Here is a 16667-nt window from a genome sequence, read left to right as displayed (position 1 = left end):
ATATCTTTTCCCGGTCGCACCACAATTCTTGAGCAGAGGGAGCGTACCCCTAGATGCGCTGTTACGAACGGTCACAAGACAGCCATCGGCGAGCAGAACGGCGCTGGCCACGGCCAGCGAACGATGAAAGACACCACGGAGTGAGATACGATGGTCGAAAAAATCACTGCCGAACAGCTCGCGGACAGAATCGACGCCGACGAACAGTTCACGCTCATCGACACGCGTCCTGGCGACAGCTACGGGGCCTGGCATGTGCGAGATGCGGCGAACGTTCCGTACGACCCCGAGGAGGGGATGAGCGAAGCGCGACTGAGCGAGGTGAACGCATCGGTCGACGGCCGACCTGTCGTCGCTATCTGCGGGAAAGGCTTGACATCGACACCGTTCGCGTTCGAGCTCGACGAGCACGGGTACGACGATGTCTCAGTGGTCAGCGGCGGGATGGAAGAGTGGAGCAAGCTCTACGAGGTCGTCCCCATAGAGACGACTACCGACGACCTCGTGGTGCGGCAGGTCCAGCGCCGAGCAAAGGGCTGTCTGGGCTATATCATCGGCTCGAAAGAGACGGGCGACGCGGTCGTGGTCGATGCGACGAGACAGACTGACCGATTCAAAGTCGCCGCGCAGGACGCCGGGCTCTCGATTTCGCGTGCTCTCGATACACACGTCCACGCGGACCACATTTCCGGAACTCCAGCGCTCGCCGACGAGGTCGGCATCTCCTATTATCTGGGCGAAGAGGCCGGTGAACGTGGGGTCGAGTACGCGCACGAACCGCTGTCAGATGGAGACGTCGTCGAAGTCGGTGACATCGAAATCGAGGCGCTTCACACGCCGGGACACACGTCGGAGATGATGAACTACCTCGTCGACGGCGAGGTCTTGCTGACCGGTGATACGCTGTTCGTCGACGCCGTCGGGCGGACGGAACTCCAGTTCGGCGAGGACGACGCCTCGCGTGGCGCGGAACTGCTGTACGACTCGCTCCACGAGACGATACTCGGCCTCCCGGACGACACGACGATCCTGCCGGGCCACCTCGCCGTCACGAGCGACGGCCACTACGAGACCGGGTCGCCGGGTGCCCCTATCGAGGCCCGGCTCGGGGGACTCCGCAAAGAACTCGACCTCCTCGGCCTCGACCGGGAAGCGTTCGTCGACCAGCTAACTGAGAGCGCTCCCGAGAAGCCGCCGAACTACGAGACAATCATCGCCATCAACACCGGCGACGAGACTGTCGAGGAAGGGGAGGCGACGGAACTCGAACTCGGTCCGAACAACTGTGCAGCGTGAGTCGTGTGACGTCTGGGGTCGTGTCGACCCCCAGCAGTCGAGCGGTCGCTCAACCAACTGGGCGGCTGCTGTTGTGCACTACTGACGAAGACGCGGTCGAAGCGGTAGGTGAGGAACTGCCGCAGTCCGGGGCGACGAATTCGAGTTCGAGACGATACTGCAGCAGTGTACCGCTGTCGCCCGTTCGACGACGGAAGAAAGGCCCGTTATCCGGTCTATCCGCCAGAGCCGTGCGTTGGGTTTCAGTCCCGCGGAAAATCAGTCGGTGGCTGCAGCCGCTCAGACGAGCAGTTGGACGTCGGACTCGGCCATGTGCTGGAGCGCCGTGGCGGCGCCGACGCCGACGGTGACGTCGTCGTAGAAGTCGTCCTCGTCGTAGTCCATCAGCTCGATGGTCATCTGGCAGGCCTGCAGTTCGACGCCCTGGTCCAGCGATAGCTCGATGAGTTCGCCGATCGTCGCCGTCCCGTTGTCGTCGATGCGCTTTTCCATCATGCGCGTCGCCATCCGGTCCATGCCGGGCAGCGCCGCCAGCGCGTTCGGCATCGGCATGTTCGGGTTACCGACGGCCGACAGCTGGAGGCTCTGAGACTTCTCCTCGTGGAGGATATCAAGTCCCCAGAACGTGTGGAACACGACCACGTCCCAGCCGAACGCGGCCGCGGTGCTGGCGAGGATGAGCGGCGGATACGCCATGTCGAACGTCCCTTGCGTCGCGACGATGGTCATCTTCATCTGGTCGTCGTCGACCTCTAAGTCGGCGACGGCCTCCTCCAGTTCCTCGATGCGAGCCTGCAGCTGCGCTTCGCTCATCGACTCGCCGTCGCCGGTCGAAGCTGTGTCTGTGCTCATGTTAGGCCGTCTTCTCGACGTAGTGTTTGTACACGTCGCCGTCTTCGACCTGTTCGAGCAGTTCCACGCCACTAGTCCCTTCGGCCCACCCATCGATGTCGCTCATGCTGCCGCTGTCAGTCGCGAGGACCTCCAGTACCGACCCCTCGGCGAGGTCGTCTATCGCCTGCTTGGTCTTGACGACCGGCATTGGGCACGATGCACCTTTGACGTCGAGCGTCTCCGCGATGTCGAATGCGTCACTCATTGTTGGAAGGACTCCAGCTACTGTATTGGAGCTACTGTACAATATTGTGCCAGTGGTTAAAAGAATGCCGATTATTGTACCAACCGAGCACTATCTATACGACTGAGAGAGTTCATAATTCGATTTTTAGACCTCACAGCCCCGATATCCAATTCTAGAGCGATACTCGACCAGCCTAGTATTGTGTATATTTGGAATTTCTATACAAACTCTTTTATGCCTCAACCCTGTAGCAGTGAGTGTACTACATGAACGCTGAAGACTTCCCGACGCCGGACGCAGAAGTCGAATTGGTCACGCCCGAACGGCTGAAACAGCGCATCGACGACGGCGAACCGGTCACCATCCTCGACGCGCGCATGTCGGGGGACTACGAGGAGTGGCACATCGACGGGGAGAACGTCGAATCGGTCAACGTTCCGTACTTCCACTTCCTGGACGAGGAACTGGACTCCGATATCATCGCGGACGTTCCGGACGACCGCGAGGTCACGGTCCTCTGTGCCAAAGGCGGTGCCAGCGAGTTCGTCGCCGGCACGCTCGTGGAGCGCGGCTACGACGTCCACCAGCTCGAAGACGGGATGAACGGGTGGGCCCGCATCTACGAGACCGTCGAAGTCACCGGCTACGACGGAGCCGGAACGCTGCTGCAGTACCAGCGGCCGTCCTCCGGCTGTCTCGGCTACCTCCTCTACGACGACGGGGAGGCCGCCGTCATCGACCCGCTGCGCGCGTTCACCGAGCGTTATCTCGACGACGTCGCGGAACCGAGTTCCGCGAGCCCTACCTCGCAGGCTCGGCAGGACGCCGACGAGTTCGGTGTCGACCTGAAATACGCACTGGACACGCACATCCACGCGGACCACGTCTCCGGGGTCCGCGAACTGGACGCCGAAGGCGTCGAGGGCGTCATCCCCGCCGCGGCCGTCGACCGCGGCATCACCGACGCCGACGAGCTGACGACCGCCGCCGACGGTGACACCTTCGAGGTCGGCGACGCCACCATCGAGACCGTCGCGACGCCCGGCCACACGACCGGGATGACCTCGTATCTCGTCGACGAGAGCCTGCTCGCCACCGGCGACGGGCTGTTCGTCGAGAGCGTCGCTCGCCCCGACCTCGAAGAGGGCGACGAGGGCGCGCCCGAGGCCGCCCGAACGCTCTATGAATCACTGCGAGAGCGTGTGCTGACCCTGCCCGACGACACCCTCGTCGGTGGCGCTCACTTCAGCGACGCGGCCGTCCCCGCAGACGACGGGAGCTACACCGCTCCTGTCGGTCAGCTCGTCGAGGAGATGGACGCGCTCACGATGGACGAGGACGACTTCGTCGAGACGGTTCTGTCGGATATGCCGCCGCGACCGGCCAACTACGAGGAGATCATCGCGACCAACCTCGGACAGAACACCGTCGACGACGACGAGGCGTTCACGCTCGAACTGGGTCCCAACAACTGCGCCGCGAGCCGGGAATCGCTCGCGGGTGACTGAGCGGGCCGATGGTAGCTGACCCAGTTCCGTTACAGGCGGCCGCCGAACTGTTCCCCAACGGCATCAGCCGGTACGCCGTCGGCGGGCTGTTCGTCGGCCTCGGCGCGGCAGTCATCTACGTCGGGACCGGCATTAGCGCCGGGGCGAGCACATTCCTCGAATCGACGCTGTCGTTCGTCTCCGGCCAATCGCGGTTCCACCAGTACGCCGCCTCGCGGGACTGGCGGCTCGTGTTCACTCTCGGTATCGTCCTCGGGGCGGCGGTGTACGCGGTAATCTATCAGGACGGCGCGTGGACGACGGACGTCTCCTGGTGGCGACTCCTGTTGGGCGGCGTCTTCGTCGGCATCGGAACCCGCGTCGGGAAGGGGTGTACGTCGGGCCACGGCGTCTGTGGCGTCGGGTCGGCCTCCAAGACGTCTATCGCGGGCGTGCTGGCGTTCCTCGTCACCGCAATCGTGACGGCGCAGGTCGTCGCCGCGCTGGGGGTGACGCCGTAATGGCGGCGTCCGGTGACCGCCACCCGCTGTTCGTCCCGCTCGTGCTGGTCGGCGGGCTCGTCTTCGGCTTCGGGCTCGGCTACAGTCACATGGCCCGCCCCGAGGTGGTGCTGAACTTCCTCCAGTTCGAGGACTTCGGCCTGCTGTTCGTGATGTTCGGCGGCGCGGCGGTGACGGGCGTCGCGTTCTTCGTCGCGCCGCGTCTGCTCGACCGGGCACCGCTCACCGGCGACCGCTTCGAGCGTCGGCTGAAGTCCTTCGACCGGAACGTGCTGGTCGGCGGCGGGATATTCGGCGTCGGCTGGGGGCTCTCGGGCATCTGTCCGGGCGCCGCCTACGCCAGCCTCGGCATCGGCAACGTGACCATCCTCTGGGCGCTCGCGGGGATGTTCCTCGGCGCGTACCTGCAGGGTTGGTGGCGGAGCCGGGCGACCGACGGCGTCGACCCCGCCCCCACGGGAGCGGACTGAACCCCCCTCTCACGATGGAACTACAGCTTCTCGCCCTCTTCGTGACCGCCGGTATCGCGAGCCTGTTCATGTCGTGGGTCATCGGTGCCGGCTCCAGCGGCGCGACACCCTTCGCGCCCGCCGTCGGCGCCAACGCCATCTCGACGATGAAGGCGGCCTTTGTCGTCGGTATCTTCGGGCTCGCGGGCGCGGTGACACAGGGCGCGAACGTCTCGGAGGCGGTCGGGCGCGGCCTCGTCGGCGGCGTCAGCCTCCCCGCAGTGGGCGTCATCGTCGCGCTGCTGGCCGGCGCCGGGCTCATGGCCGTCGGTATCTACACCGGCTACCCCATCGCGACGGCGTTTACCGTCACCGGTGCGGTCATCGGTGTCGGGATGGCCCTCGGCGGCACCCCCGTCTGGGGGAAGTACCGGCAAATCGGGGCCGTCTGGGCGCTGACACCGGTCGTCGGCGGCGGTCTCGCCTACGCAATCGCGAGCGTGTTGCCGCGGTCGGACGCCCCGGAAGCGGCCACTGTTCCGACGCTCGCGGCGCTGGTCGGCGTCGTGCTGGCGAACGTCGAGTTCGCGTTTCTCGGCCCCGGCGGCGGTCCGGGCTCGCTGGCAAGCCTCGGACAGCGACTGCTCGGTTTCCACGGACTCGTGGCGACAGTCGTTCTCTCCGGTATCGTCGCCCTCGCGGTGTGGGGCGTGGTGTACCGGGACCTCCGCCACGACGAGGCGGGCGGGCTCAGACACGTCCTGCTGGCGCTCGGTTCGCTGGTCGCCTTTTCGGCAGGCGGGAGTCAGGTCGGTCTGGCCGTCGGCCCGTTGCTCCCACTGCTGGACGAGGTCGGGGCGCTCTCGCCGGCGGTCGTCCTGCTGGGCGGCGGCCTCGGTATCCTCGCCGGGTCGTGGACCGGCGCGCCCCGGATGATAAAATCGCTCGCGCAGGACTACTCCTCGCTCGGGCCGCGGCGCTCTATCGCCGCGCTCGTGCCATCCTTCCTCATCGCCCAGCTCGCCGTCTTCCTCGGTGTCCCGGTGTCGTTCAACGAGATTATCGTCAGCGCCATCATCGGTAGCGGCGCTGCAGTCGGCGGCAGCGATGCAATCGACCCGCAAAAGATCCTGCTCACGGTGGGCGCCTGGGCCGCGTCGTTCGCTCTCGCGGTGACCGTCGGCTTCGGGTCGATGACAGCGGTGGGCGCGCTCTGACCCCGGGAGCCGATAATCGTCATATCGGCTTTCTCGGCCTCGGCGATGCCGTTGATACGTCGCTGTGGGGTCCCGCACACGACGTGTGTCTCGGTGTCGACACCGATGCGGCCGAGACATTCGAGATACGTCTCGTTCTGTATCGCCGCTTCACCCGCCGCCGAGAGGTCTGTCGCATAGATGGCACCCGTACTCGACGGGACGCGACCGGCCACCGATATTGTCTATTTTGTACAATATTAATGGTCCGAACCAGATGCTCTGATACTGGTACTGCGTCTGGACCCTGGTCGGTTCAGGGAGGTGGCACCGGACTGATACCCCCTCAGCAAAACACGGTAGAGCGGCGCGCGCAACTTTGTTACGCCCTGCAGAGGGGCAGTAGAACGGCTGCTGGCGGTGTCCGATATCCGTATAACTTAGAGAGATATCTCCGTGGGGTAGCGGTGTGATACTTTTTAGTAATATTGTATCTTTTTCCCAAAACTGTTATCAGTGCCTTCCGGCTAGAACGGAGTGAGCAGAAAAGTATGATATACACACGACAGCACAATTGTCGGGGCAGCTACCGATGGTAGACCTCGCGGCTTTCGCATCTATGGGCGCGGGTGGCGCCGACGCTGCGACGCTCATCGGAGCCGTGCTGCTAGAGGCGGGCATCCTCTACGTCGGGTACGGCGCGGTCGAAGCGGCGGTCGGACAGCGCGTCGTCGAGCGGTTACGGGGAGAGTGACGGATGGAGATACTGGGCCTCGGGCTGGCGATGGTCGTCCTGTTCGTCGGGTTCGGCCTGCTCATCGGCGTCCTCTTCGGGTTCTTCGGGATGGGCGGGTCGTTCCTGGTCACCCCGGCGCTGCTGGTGATGGGGTATCCCACCCGAGTCGCCGTCGGGAGCGGGCTCGCGTTCGTGTTCGGGACCTCCGTCATCGCGACGCTGAAACACCGTGATATGGGACAGGTGGACTACAAGCTGGGTGTGTTGATGATAGCGGGGACGACGGCCGGCATCGAAGCCGGGAAGGAGATAGTGCTCCACCTCGAGACGCTCGGGATGGCTGGCAGTATCATCAGCGTCACGTACGTCGTCTTGCTGGGCGGTATCGGTGCGTTCGTCACCTACGAGGCGCTACGAGGCGGCGATAGCGAGGGCGGTGTCGGCCACGACGCCGCGGACGGCGACGTCGACGCCGACGATATCCCGGCCGTCGCGAAAAAGATTCAGTCGTACCGTGTCCCGCCGATGATATCGCTCCGTGGGGGCGTCAGCGTGTCCCTGTGGCTGATACTGGGCGTCGCGTTCGTCACGGGGCTGCTGTCCGGGTTCCTCGGTGTCGGCGGCGGGTTCATCCGCATGCCCGCGCTGTTCTACCTCATCGGGGTCCCCGTCCCCATCGCCGTCGGGACGGACCTCTTCGAGATCGTCTTCTCGGGCGGGCTCGGGAGCTTCCTGTACGCGCTGGACGGCGGCGTCGACCTCTCCATCGTGCTCCCGCTGTTGGCGGGGAGCGCCTTCGGTGCTCGCATCGGCTCGGCCGCGACCAGCATCGTCGACGAAGACGACATCAAAGTGTACTTCGGGCTGATGTTGCTCGGTGGCGCACTGGCCGTCGCGGTCCGTGAGATAGGGGCTGTCTACGGAATCGAGATGCTGAACACGGTCAGCATGGTGCTCATCCTCGGCTCCGCGCTCCTGGTCAGCGGGGCCGTCGTCTACAGCAGCATCGCCGCCCTCCGCGGGGAGTCACAGCCGTCCTCGCCGGCCTGACGGCGTTGGCACACGATTGTGTAAACTCCACACGAATCTTTTTACAGACACGGCACCTCCGTCTACGTATACTGATGCCAGACTCGATGACCGAACAGCTACAACAGGACATGGAGTGTGAGGGGCTGCTGGAGTGTTTTCACGGCCTCAAGCAGCTCGACAAGGAGTGCTTTCAGGCGCTCGTCGACGCCGACGAACCGCTCACCGTCGACGAGATAGCCGAAGCCGTCGACCGAGAGCGCTCGACGGCGTATCGGGCGGTCCAGCGCCTGCTCCAGACGGGCTTCATCCAGAAAGAGCAGATAAACTACGACCAGGGGGGCTACTACCACGTCTACAGGCCGACGGACCCCTCGAAAATCGCCGGGGAGATGCAGCGGATGCTCAACGACTGGTACGCCAAGATGGGACAGCTCATCGGGGAGTTCGAGCGGAAGTACGAGGAAGAGACCGACGCTCCGCCGCAAGTCGAGGGGTAGAACGGCGTTCGCTCTCCGAGTGACCGTCAGCCGATCGAACCGAGTCCCCGACGTCTTCCAGTACAGACAGTATTGTATAATATTCCCAAAACTCTTAAACTCTCGAAGCCCCTACTACCGGGTGATGGCAACCGAGACGACACCGGACACCGACGCGGAACCGTCAGACGAACCTGTCGCTGTGTCGAGCGCCGACGAGCTCGACGGCCTCGTAGAGACCGAGGACGTGGTCCTCGTCGACTTCTACGCCGACTGGTGTGGCCCCTGCACGATGCTCGAACCCGTCGTCGAGCGACTGGCCGAAGAGACGGGGGCGACAGTCGCGAAGGTGGACGTCGACGTGAACCAGCAACTGGCGAGCGCCTACGGCGTCCGTGGGGTGCCGACACTCGTCCTGTTCGCCGATGGGACGCAGGTCGAAGAGGTCGTCGGCGTCCAGCCGGAGGGGCAACTGCGGTCTCTCGTGGACTCGTACACGTAGAAGGGCCACATCTCGGGACGAGCGCGGCCCGGACGGTTTTTGTCCACACGTCCCCGAGAGGAGCCATGCTCGGGCTGCAGTTTTTCGTCTGTGACGAGTGCAAGACGGTGTACGCGAACCCGCCGACGAACCGCTGTGGGAGCTGTGAGCGCGTTGGACTCCGGGAGATAACCGACGGGCTGCAGGACGACTCGTACTTCACAGCGCCACATCGGTGACCGTCGGTGAGGCACGGACGAGTGTGAATGGCTTCGCAACCGTGCTGGTGAATGACACCCAAAGTTCTTGCGGCTGTCACTGCAACCACGGCGTATGGCGGACCAACCCGTTTCGGACGTGATGACGGCACCCGTCCTGACCGTGGCGCCGACCGACCGAACGAGCGACGTCGTCAGAGCGATGGCGCGAGAGGATATCAAATCGGTCGTCGTAATCACAGAGGAGTGCGCCGTCGAGGGCATCTTCACGGCGACCGACTACATGGAACTGGGCGTCGCCGCACAGGACACGTCGGCGACGACGGTCGGTGACTGTATGACGACCGGCGTCGAGACGGTGGCCCCGACCGCGAGCGTCGCGACGGCGGCCCAACGGATGGTCAGCAACGACATCAGCCATCTGCCCGTCGTCGACTCGGACGACCGGGTCACCGGCATGGTGAGCAGCACCGACCTGACGGCCTGTCTCGCGGTGTAGTGTCGTCGACCCCCTGCCACGGTTGGCGACGACAGGTTTTGGCATCTCCGAGCGGTGTGGCCAGCTGTGGGCAGTTCCGAACCATGCGTCCACCCCGCCGAGCCGGGGCGTCTACCACCCGAGAGGCGCGCCCGCTAAAACGATTCACACACCGGCCGCAGTGTCGTCGTGCGGTCGGGTGTGCATTGATTTTCGACGGCGACTACAGTGGTCTGAACGCGGTCGCCGTCCGGTCACGCGGTGGCGGGTGTTGACGACGCCGACGGCGCGTGGCTACGCCCCGTCCCTGCGGACCGTGAGTACCGGCGCGTCGGCGGTCCGGACGATCTTCTCGGTGACGCTCCCGAGGAGATAGCGGTCGACGCCGGTCCGGCCGTGGGTCCCCATCACGACCATGTCGGCGCCTTCCTCGTCGGCGTAGTCCAGGATGCGCTCGTAGGGGGTCCCCCTGCGGACGGCCGTCTCGACTGCCACGTTGTCACCGACCGACTCGGCGACCTCGGAGACGATGGCCTCGCCGCGCTCGGCGACGGCGCCCAGTCGCTCCGGGTCCTCGTTGGTCATGCCCGACGACTGGGTCTCGTGGTCCTCCCCGACCATCTCCGACCGCTCGACGCCCTCGTGGTCCTGCTGGACGAGGCCCGACGGACCGAAATCGTCCTGCGCCACGAACAGGACGTGCAAGGTCGCCCCGTACTGGCGCGCGTGGTCGACAGCGTGGGCGAGTGCCGTGTCGGCAGCGTCGCTGCCATCGGTTGGAAACAGGATGGTCTCGTACATGGGCCATCAAGTCAATAGTTAGCACAGCTCACAGTTAAAATTGTGGCCAGTTACCGGCAGTAGTTCCCAGTCGCTATCGCTCCGGCCGGGCGGAGCGCCCGGCCCCGAACAGCCGGCCGACGACGCGGTCGCTCCCGAGCAGATAGAACACCCGGCCGACCAGCGAGTCGATGCGCTCCCACCGGAGCGTCGGCCGCACCTCGCCGCCGAAGTCGGTCTTGAACGAGAACGTCCCGTCGGTGAACTCGGGCGTCGTCTCGCCGAAATCGCAGGTCGCGTAGCCGGCGTCGATACCCCACTGGATGGCCGCCCGGTAGAGCGCCTCCGACGGGAACTGCGTGAAGTTGGCGGGGTCGTACGCCGGGAACAGGAGCACGAGCGTCCCCCGCTCGTCGTCGAGGACCGCGAGCAGTTCCCCGGCGGGTTCACCGTCGACGGTCGCCCGGAACAGTTTCAGCCGGTCGCCGACGGTGGCAAGAAGCGCTCGGAGGAGCGCCGGCGAGGCCCCGTCACCGCCGAGGCGCGTCATGTGGTCGGCGTGGCGCCCGGCGAAGGCGTCGATGCTGTCGGGCGTTACGGGGACGTCCGTCGCGGTCACCCCGGCCTCGTCGGCCTTCCTGAGGTTCCGCCGCTTCTTCCCGGAGAGGTCCCCGAGGACGGCGTCCCACGGGCGGTCGATGTCGAGGACGAACCGGCAGTCACGCACCGACGGGTAGTAGTCCCGCTCGCGGAGCCGGGTCCCGTAGCGCAGCGACCGGTCGCCGGCGGGCCGCAACAGGTGACCGATAGTCCGCCCCGAGGTGAGCGCCGCCATCTCGTCGGCGATAGCGGCGAACACGGCGGCTTCGTCGGTGGCGATCAACGCCCCGTTCGTCCCGGGTCTGGCCGGGCCCAGAAATCTGAACGGCGTCCCCGGGAGCGGGCGGACGAACGACGGGTGGACGCCGACGAGGGTGCCGCTCTTTCGGACCTGCACGTGGCGGGCGTCCGCGCCCGTCCCGCGCTCGTAGGCCCTGAGCCACTCGTAGCGCTCGAAGACGCTGCCGGTGTCCGCCTGCTGGGCGACTATCGCGTTCCACTCCCCCTGTTTGACCTCGGTGATAGACCGGTGGACCGAGGTCGTGAGCGCGCTCATTGGCTGAACGTATCCGGCAGGCATCCTAACTGTATGTTTCGACGAAGCGGACGTTCTCAGCGGAGAGTCGGTCTGTAGATGGCTTTATATCCGTCACTAAACAGAGGGACGTATGACCGAACTTGCCGTCGGGGTAGTCGGGGCCGGCTGGATGGCCACAGACTACCACGTGCCGGCGTTCACCTCGCATCCGCGGACCCGCGTCGTCGCCTTCGCCGAGCGCGACGACGGCCGGCGGGCGACCGTCGAAAGGGAGCTGTCCCTCCCGGGCTACGCCGACGCCGAGGCCATGCTCGCGGCCCACGACCTCGACGTCGTCAGCATCTGCACACCGCCCAGCACTCACGAGGGGATTTTTCTGGCCGCCGTCGGGGCGGGCTGTCACGTCCTCTGTGAGAAACCCCTGGCGCTGTCGGCCGAGAGCGCACGGCGGATGGCCGAGGCGGCCGAGCGAGCCGGGGTCGTCACACAGGTCGGCTATCTCCACCGCTACTACCGGAACTACGAGCGAGCGCTGGAGCTGCTCGGAAACGACATGCTCGGCGACGTCGTCGAGGTTACCATCGCCCACCACTCGGCCCCGCCGTCGGTGGGCTGGTACTACAACCCCGACCTGTCGGGCGGTGGCGTCGCCCGCGACCTGTTCCCCCACTCGCTCGACGTGCTCTGTGAGCTGTTCGGCGAAGCGCCGGCCGTGACCGGGGCGACCGTCCGGCATCTCCGCGACCGTCCAGTGGAGGACGCGGCTCGCGTCTCGCTGTCGTTCGACGGCGTCCCGGTGGAGCTGTCGGCGACGTGGACACAGACCGAGGGCGTCAGCCGCGTCCTCGTCGTCGGCACCGAGGGGTGGCTGGAACTCGATTCCGAGACCCTGCAGGGCGACGTCCACGGGCGCCCCTTCGAGTTCAAACAGGGGTCGCTCCCGCTGGTGGACATCGGCGTCGCGAACCTGTTCCCCGCGGGCGACGAGGACGCCCACACCGCGCGCATCCACGACTTCGCGGACCACGCCGCCGCGGGCGACACCGAGACGGCGGCCCCGGCCAGCCGCGGTGTCGCCGTCGCCGAAGTCATCGACAGCGTCTACGAGCGAAGCGGCGCCGACGGGGAGGGCGGGCGATGAGAGTCCTCGTGACGGGCGCGACGGGTTTTATCGGCCTGAACCTGCTGGCGGCCCTCGATGACACCGACCACGAGCCCGTCGCGATGATTCGGCCCTCGTCCTCGACGGCGCGCCTGCCAGACGGCGTCGGTGTCGTCGAGGGCGACCTCGACGACCCCGGCTCGCTGGCCGCGACGCTCGACGGCGTCGACGGCGTCGTCCACCTCGCTGCCGCCGTCTACGACACGGCCCGAATGGCCGGGACGAACGCCACCGGCACCGAGCGACTGGTCGAGGCGGCGGCCGACGCCGACGTGTCCCAGTTCGTCTTCGCAAGCACCATCGGCGCCCACCCCGCGGTGCCCGCGGACGCCGACTCGGCGTACCAGCAGTCGAAACTCGCCTCAGAGGAGTTGCTCTTTGGCCGCGAGCATCCCTTCGAGGTGTCGGCCGTCTACCCGACCTACATCTTCGGGCCGCGGGACTACCGCCTGACCAGATTCGAGCACGTCCGTCCGGTGGCGACGAACCGCCTGCTCGTCCCGCCGCTGTACACCCTCGACGAGTACAACATCGTCCACGTCGACGACGTGACCGCCAGTGTCGTCCACTGTCTGGACGGCGAAGCCGCGGGGCGCCACCTCGTCACCGGGCCGAACCTCTCGAACAAGCAGGTGCTGGGTGCTATCGCCAGCCACACGCCCGGGAGCCACCGCGTCGTCAACGTCCCCTACGGTGCGATTCGGTGGGGCGTCAAACCGGCCATGGACCTGCTGTACCGCGTCGGCATCTCACCGGTGCCGGGGGAGGGGTTCCTCGAACGGGGTGACTACGGCACCGTCCGCGAGGAGCTCACGGAACAGGCACCGGTGTCCCAGCGGTCCTGGCGGGCCGCCGTCGGCGAGACGGTCGCGTGGTACGAATCGGTGGGTCTGCTGTAACATGCGCGGGCGTGGTCCCCGGGGAACGCTCTCGCCGCCGCCGCTTCGACGGACGATGAACCTCGCACGCGCGAGCTCCCTGCTGTTCGTCGTCGAGCTGTTGAACACCGCCATCGGCTTTTTCGGCACGGTCTACTTCGCCCGCGAGCTGGGGGCGACGCTGCTCGGCGTCTTCTTCCTGTTCGAGGCGACCCTGTACACGATGGCCACTGTCGTCGACTTCGGGCTGCGCGGGGCCGTCGAGAAGCGCATCAGCGCCGGCGAGGACCCGGGGCAGATGTTCGGCGCCGCGGTCGTCCTGAAGCTCCTGCTCATCGTGGTCGTCTCGGCCGCCGTACTGGCCGTCCGCGAGCCGCTCGCGGCCTACGTCGGGGCCGACCTCGCCGTGGAGCTCGTCGGCGTCGTCGTCGCCTTCGAGCTCTCTATGCTGGTCGTCCACGTCCTGCAGGGCGAGCTGCGGGTCGCCCAGACCGCCGTCCTGCACTTCCTGCGGAGCCTCACCTTCCTCACCGTCGCCGTCGGACTGCTCCAGTACGGGTACGGCGTCCGTGCGCTGGTGTACGCCCTGCTCGTCAGCTACACGGTGTTGCTCGTCGGCGCGAGTCTCCGCGTCTCGACGCCGCTGTCCCGCCCCGGCCGGTACCACCTGCGATCGCTGTACGACTACGCGAAGTTCAACGGCATCTGGGGGCTGGGCGGGCACGTCTACAACTGGATGGACGTCATCGTCATCGGCTTTTTCCTCTCGCAGGCCGCCGTCGGCGCCTACGAGCTCGCCTGGCGGCTGACCACGACGGCCATCATGTTCAGCACGGTCTTCGCCCGGGTCCTGTTCCCGCAGCTCTCGGCGTGGCAGGCCGACGGCGCGGTCGAGAAAGTCCGGGACCTGCTTTCGGACGCCATGACCACCTCGCTGTTGCTCATCGTCCCCTCGGTGGTGGGTGTGGCCGTCATCGGGCGGGAGATTCTGGGCGTCATCTTCGGGCCGGAGTACACCATCGCCGCGGCCGCGTTCCTCGTGCTCATGGTCGAGAAGCTCCCGCAGGCGGTGAACCTCGTCTTCGACAAGGCGATTCAGGCGTTCGACAGGCCCAAATACGGCGCTATCGCCACCGTTGTCTCCCTGTCGATGAACGTCGTCCTGAACGTCCTCTTGGTGCCCGTCTACGGCCTCGTCGGGGCGGCGTTCGCCACGCTCCTGTCGGTGACGGTGAACACACTGATCCTGGGCTACTACCTCGGGCGGCTCACCGCGGTCCGGTTCCCGGTCCGGGACGTGAGCTGGACCGTCGCCGCCGCCATCGGGATGGGGGTCGCCCTGGTCGGGCTGACACGGCTGCTGGCCGTCGAGACGCCGGCGACCCTCCTCGCGGCCGTCGCGCTCTCGGCGGCCGTCTACGGGGGCGGCGTGCTGGCGGCGCCGCCGCTGCGCGTGAAAATCGTGGAGAACGTGCGGAACATCCGCGGGTGAGAGGGTGTCGACGACCGAGAGCGTCCCCGGACAGGCCCGAGTCGCCGAGGTGCGCGGGCGTCGCTATCACGCGGACTCTCAGCTCGTCAGCCGGTAGACGACGCCCTGCTGTTTCGAGAGCGGATCCTCGGCCAGCGCCGCACGCGTTCCCAGCACGTAGCTGTCACCGTCGTCCTGCCCGAGCGAGAGCACCTGTATGTCGAGCCCGCCGTCGACCCGGAGCTCCCGCATGGGCCACTGACCCGAGGCCCGGGGCGTCGCGGCGACGAGCCGACCGGCGGCCGCGGTGAAGGAGCTCGTGAACACGCCAAAGAGGTAGTCGTCCCGTAGCGCGTCGATATCGCCGGCGTGGACGTGGCCGCCGATGACGGCGAAGCCGACGGCGTCGCCCGCCTCGTCGAAGTGGGGGAACTCCAGAACGGGGTCGAGGAGCGGTTCGCCCCGGTCGGACTCGACGACACACTCCCCGCCGGTGCTGGTCCCAAGTTGCGGGTCGTGACAGTGGAACCCCTCTTTCAGCGGCCAGCCGTAGTTGCCGCCCTTCTCGACGACGTTGACCTCCTCCCAGGTGGCCTGTCCCACGTCGCCCAGGATGAGCCGGTCGCCGCTGAAGGCCATCTTCCAGGGGTTGCGCAGCCCCCACGCGTACAGCTCGTCGCGACCGTCCGCACCGACCAGCGGGTTGTCGTCCGGGACGGCGTAGGGCAGGTCGCCGGTGCGTTCGTCCACGTCGATGCGGACGATACACCCCTTGAGCGTGTCGAGGTTTTGCCCGTTGAACGGGTTCAGCCCGTCGCCGAGGGCGCCATAGAGGTAGCCGTCCGGGCCGAACTCGATGGTCCCGGACTGGTGGATGGGACGGGGCCAGGGCAGGTCGAGCAGCACGCGCTCGCTGTCGGGGACGACGCCGGAGCGGTCCTCGGTGGCGCGGAACTCCGAGAGGCGTTCGCGGTGGTCCAGTTCGGGGTCGTCGCTGGGCGCGCTGTAGCGGACGTACAGGCGGCGGTTCGACGGGAACTCCGGGTGGAAAGCGAGCCCCAGCAGGCCGCGCTCGTCGTAGGCGACCCAGTTCGGGAGACCCTCCCCGAGGGCGACGAGGCGGTCCGAGATATCGAGGAACGGCGTCGACTGGAGTCCGTCGTCGTCGTGGGCGTACACCGTGCCGACCTGGTCGACGACGAACCGCCGGTCGTCGGCGGTGACGAGAGCGCTGGGCGAGACCAGTCCGCTCGCCACCTCGGTCACGCCGACCGTCGGCCCCCGTTCGAAGTAGTTCTCCGGCCCTCCGCCCGTCTCCCCGGTGGGCGTCTCACCCGTCGGTGTGCCCTCCGTCGGGGGAGTGGTCGCTCCCTCACGGCCGCCCAGCGAGCAGCCCGCGAGTGCCGTCGTCACACCGACGGCGCCGAGCGTTCGTAACAGCCGTCGGCGCGAGAGTCGCGAGCTACCGGGTGGGCGATTGGGAGTTCGCCGAGTCATATCACGGCGTAGTGTCGGAGCTATTTAACAGTTAGTCGGAACGCGAGCGGAGTCCGATTCCGGTGCAACTACCCTCCGAGTGGTAGTGAGCGAGTCGGCGAGCGAGCAGACAGTGGCGGTCACGCGGTGTTCGACAGACCGCGAATTGCCACGGAACGTCCACAGACGATTAGAGTGTTCACTGGCGCAATTCCACCGCCCAGTCGTTTTTATCGCGAGACGTTCTCGTTGTTTCATTACAGATATTCGACGACTGTAGTAGTAAGGGGTATATTTGCTGGTAGATTATG

The 16667-nt window shown here is 66.4% G+C and carries 19 protein-coding genes and 1 pseudogene; 14 read left to right on the top strand and 6 right to left on the bottom strand.

Annotated features, from left to right (window positions below; all coding sequences use genetic code 11):
• Positions 1-150: 150 nt before the first annotated feature.
• Complete coding sequence (locus NDI56_RS18775; RefSeq protein WP_310921268.1) at positions 151-1296, top strand: MBL fold metallo-hydrolase; 1146 nt, start codon at positions 151-153, stop codon at positions 1294-1296.
• Between the two features lie 279 nt (positions 1297-1575).
• Here NDI56_RS18775 and NDI56_RS18770 read toward each other — a convergent pair whose 3' ends face one another.
• Positions 1576-2148: a DsrE/DsrF/DrsH-like family protein gene (locus NDI56_RS18770; protein WP_310921267.1), complete on the bottom strand. Its 573-nt coding sequence runs from the start codon at positions 2146-2148 to the stop codon at positions 1576-1578.
• Position 2149: 1 nt separating this feature from the next.
• The gene (locus NDI56_RS18765) at positions 2150-2395 is read right to left on the bottom strand and encodes a sulfurtransferase TusA family protein (protein WP_310921265.1); all 246 of its coding nucleotides are present in this window, start codon (positions 2393-2395) and stop codon (positions 2150-2152) included.
• 248 nt (positions 2396-2643) lie between these two features.
• Between NDI56_RS18765 and NDI56_RS18760 the strand changes: the two genes are divergently transcribed.
• The 4 genes from NDI56_RS18760 to NDI56_RS18745 are packed head-to-tail and all read left to right on the top strand — an operon-like array spanning position 2644 to position 6051.
• On the top strand, positions 2644-3885 hold the full coding sequence (locus NDI56_RS18760) for an MBL fold metallo-hydrolase (protein WP_310921264.1): 1242 nt from the start codon (positions 2644-2646) through the stop codon (positions 3883-3885).
• Between the two features lie 8 nt (positions 3886-3893).
• The gene (locus tag NDI56_RS18755; protein ID WP_310921263.1) at positions 3894-4385 is read left to right on the top strand and encodes a YeeE/YedE family protein; all 492 of its coding nucleotides are present in this window, start codon (positions 3894-3896) and stop codon (positions 4383-4385) included.
• Complete coding sequence (locus NDI56_RS18750; protein WP_310921262.1) at positions 4385-4855, top strand: DUF6691 family protein; 471 nt, start codon at positions 4385-4387, stop codon at positions 4853-4855. Before NDI56_RS18755 ends, NDI56_RS18750 begins: the two co-directional genes overlap by 1 nt.
• A 14-nt stretch (positions 4856-4869) precedes the next feature.
• Complete coding sequence (locus NDI56_RS18745) at positions 4870-6051, top strand: inorganic phosphate transporter (RefSeq protein WP_310921261.1); 1182 nt, start codon at positions 4870-4872, stop codon at positions 6049-6051.
• Here the strand turns inward: NDI56_RS18745 and NDI56_RS18740 are convergent.
• A pseudogene (locus NDI56_RS18740) lies at positions 6045-6266 on the bottom strand (universal stress protein); the annotation flags it as partial. The gene NDI56_RS18745 and the pseudogene NDI56_RS18740 sit on opposite strands and share 7 nt — an antisense overlap.
• A gap of 356 nt (positions 6267-6622) precedes the next feature.
• Here NDI56_RS18740 and NDI56_RS18735 point away from each other — a divergent pair.
• The 6 genes from NDI56_RS18735 (at position 6623) to NDI56_RS18710 (ending at position 9472) form a co-directional block, all read left to right on the top strand.
• Entirely contained in the window at positions 6623-6784 is a 162-nt protein-coding gene (locus tag NDI56_RS18735) for a DUF7512 family protein (protein WP_470303423.1), read from the top strand.
• Positions 6785-6787: 3 nt separating this feature from the next.
• Complete coding sequence (locus NDI56_RS18730) at positions 6788-7816, top strand: sulfite exporter TauE/SafE family protein (RefSeq protein ID WP_310921258.1); 1029 nt, start codon at positions 6788-6790, stop codon at positions 7814-7816.
• Positions 7817-7890: 74 nt separating this feature from the next.
• Positions 7891-8295, top strand: a complete 405-nt coding sequence (locus NDI56_RS18725; RefSeq protein WP_310921256.1) for a helix-turn-helix domain-containing protein — start codon at positions 7891-7893, stop codon at positions 8293-8295.
• Positions 8296-8419: 124 nt separating this feature from the next.
• Positions 8420-8776 (top strand): thioredoxin, encoded by a 357-nt coding sequence (gene trxA / locus NDI56_RS18720; RefSeq protein WP_310921254.1) that lies wholly within the window; start codon positions 8420-8422, stop codon positions 8774-8776.
• Between the two features lie 65 nt (positions 8777-8841).
• On the top strand, positions 8842-8994 hold the full coding sequence (locus NDI56_RS18715; protein WP_310921252.1) for a hypothetical protein: 153 nt from the start codon (positions 8842-8844) through the stop codon (positions 8992-8994).
• A gap of 94 nt (positions 8995-9088) precedes the next feature.
• Positions 9089-9472: a CBS domain-containing protein gene (locus NDI56_RS18710; RefSeq protein WP_310921250.1), complete on the top strand. Its 384-nt coding sequence runs from the start codon at positions 9089-9091 to the stop codon at positions 9470-9472.
• A gap of 273 nt (positions 9473-9745) precedes the next feature.
• Here the strand turns inward: NDI56_RS18710 and NDI56_RS18705 are convergent, their stop codons facing one another.
• On the bottom strand, positions 9746-10252 hold the full coding sequence (locus NDI56_RS18705) for a universal stress protein (protein ID WP_310921248.1): 507 nt from the start codon (positions 10250-10252) through the stop codon (positions 9746-9748).
• Positions 10253-10325: 73 nt separating this feature from the next.
• The gene (locus NDI56_RS18700) at positions 10326-11387 is read right to left on the bottom strand and encodes a GNAT family N-acetyltransferase (RefSeq protein WP_310921246.1); all 1062 of its coding nucleotides are present in this window, start codon (positions 11385-11387) and stop codon (positions 10326-10328) included.
• Positions 11388-11499: 112 nt separating this feature from the next.
• Between NDI56_RS18700 and NDI56_RS18695 the strand changes: the two genes are divergently transcribed.
• Genes NDI56_RS18695 through NDI56_RS18685 form a run of 3 tightly spaced genes read left to right on the top strand, consistent with a single transcriptional unit; the run spans position 11500 to position 14901 of the window.
• Positions 11500-12510, top strand: a complete 1011-nt coding sequence (locus NDI56_RS18695; RefSeq protein ID WP_310921245.1) for a Gfo/Idh/MocA family protein — start codon at positions 11500-11502, stop codon at positions 12508-12510.
• On the top strand, positions 12507-13430 hold the full coding sequence (locus NDI56_RS18690) for an NAD-dependent epimerase/dehydratase family protein (RefSeq protein ID WP_310921243.1): 924 nt from the start codon (positions 12507-12509) through the stop codon (positions 13428-13430). The genes NDI56_RS18695 and NDI56_RS18690 overlap by 4 nt, the downstream gene beginning before the upstream one ends.
• Before the next feature lies 1 nt (position 13431).
• Positions 13432-14901: an oligosaccharide flippase family protein gene (locus tag NDI56_RS18685; protein WP_310921242.1), complete on the top strand. Its 1470-nt coding sequence runs from the start codon at positions 13432-13434 to the stop codon at positions 14899-14901.
• A gap of 78 nt (positions 14902-14979) precedes the next feature.
• Here the strand turns inward: NDI56_RS18685 and NDI56_RS18680 are convergent, their stop codons facing one another.
• Positions 14980-16377, bottom strand: coding sequence for a PQQ-dependent sugar dehydrogenase (locus NDI56_RS18680; RefSeq protein ID WP_310921241.1), 1398 nt, complete (start codon positions 16375-16377; stop codon positions 14980-14982).
• Positions 16378-16667 lie beyond the last annotated feature (290 nt).

Origin of the sequence: Halomicroarcula saliterrae, from assembly GCF_031624395.1 — an archaeon.
GTDB classification, from domain to species: Archaea; Halobacteriota; Halobacteria; order Halobacteriales; family Haloarculaceae; genus Haloarcula; species Haloarcula saliterrae.
The sequence above is the reverse complement of the archived record's forward strand: the minus strand, read 5'-3'. Positions and strand labels throughout refer to the sequence as shown.

Excerpts from the sequence above, each read along its gene's own strand:
- NDI56_RS18775 (WP_310921268.1), top strand. The coding sequence starts at position 151 with ATGGTCGAAAAAATCACTGCCGAACAGCTCGCGGACAGAATCGACGCC.
- NDI56_RS18770 (WP_310921267.1), bottom strand. The coding sequence starts at position 2,148 with ATGAGCACAGACACAGCTTCGACCGGCGACGGCGAGTCGATGAGCGAA.
- NDI56_RS18765 (WP_310921265.1), bottom strand. The coding sequence starts at position 2,395 with ATGAGTGACGCATTCGACATCGCGGAGACGCTCGACGTCAAAGGTGCA.
- NDI56_RS18760 (WP_310921264.1), top strand. The coding sequence starts at position 2,644 with ATGAACGCTGAAGACTTCCCGACGCCGGACGCAGAAGTCGAATTGGTC.
- NDI56_RS18755 (WP_310921263.1), top strand. The coding sequence starts at position 3,894 with ATGGTAGCTGACCCAGTTCCGTTACAGGCGGCCGCCGAACTGTTCCCC.
- NDI56_RS18750 (WP_310921262.1), top strand. The coding sequence starts at position 4,385 with ATGGCGGCGTCCGGTGACCGCCACCCGCTGTTCGTCCCGCTCGTGCTG.
- NDI56_RS18745 (WP_310921261.1), top strand. The coding sequence starts at position 4,870 with ATGGAACTACAGCTTCTCGCCCTCTTCGTGACCGCCGGTATCGCGAGC.
- NDI56_RS18735 (WP_470303423.1), top strand. The coding sequence starts at position 6,623 with ATGGTAGACCTCGCGGCTTTCGCATCTATGGGCGCGGGTGGCGCCGAC.
- NDI56_RS18730 (WP_310921258.1), top strand. The coding sequence starts at position 6,788 with ATGGAGATACTGGGCCTCGGGCTGGCGATGGTCGTCCTGTTCGTCGGG.
- NDI56_RS18725 (WP_310921256.1), top strand. The coding sequence starts at position 7,891 with ATGCCAGACTCGATGACCGAACAGCTACAACAGGACATGGAGTGTGAG.
- trxA (WP_310921254.1), top strand. The coding sequence starts at position 8,420 with ATGGCAACCGAGACGACACCGGACACCGACGCGGAACCGTCAGACGAA.
- NDI56_RS18715 (WP_310921252.1), top strand. The coding sequence starts at position 8,842 with ATGCTCGGGCTGCAGTTTTTCGTCTGTGACGAGTGCAAGACGGTGTAC.
- NDI56_RS18710 (WP_310921250.1), top strand. The coding sequence starts at position 9,089 with ATGGCGGACCAACCCGTTTCGGACGTGATGACGGCACCCGTCCTGACC.
- NDI56_RS18705 (WP_310921248.1), bottom strand. The coding sequence starts at position 10,252 with ATGTACGAGACCATCCTGTTTCCAACCGATGGCAGCGACGCTGCCGAC.
- NDI56_RS18700 (WP_310921246.1), bottom strand. The coding sequence starts at position 11,387 with ATGAGCGCGCTCACGACCTCGGTCCACCGGTCTATCACCGAGGTCAAA.
- NDI56_RS18695 (WP_310921245.1), top strand. The coding sequence starts at position 11,500 with ATGACCGAACTTGCCGTCGGGGTAGTCGGGGCCGGCTGGATGGCCACA.
- NDI56_RS18690 (WP_310921243.1), top strand. The coding sequence starts at position 12,507 with ATGAGAGTCCTCGTGACGGGCGCGACGGGTTTTATCGGCCTGAACCTG.
- NDI56_RS18685 (WP_310921242.1), top strand. The coding sequence starts at position 13,432 with ATGCGCGGGCGTGGTCCCCGGGGAACGCTCTCGCCGCCGCCGCTTCGA.
- NDI56_RS18680 (WP_310921241.1), bottom strand. The coding sequence starts at position 16,377 with ATGACTCGGCGAACTCCCAATCGCCCACCCGGTAGCTCGCGACTCTCG.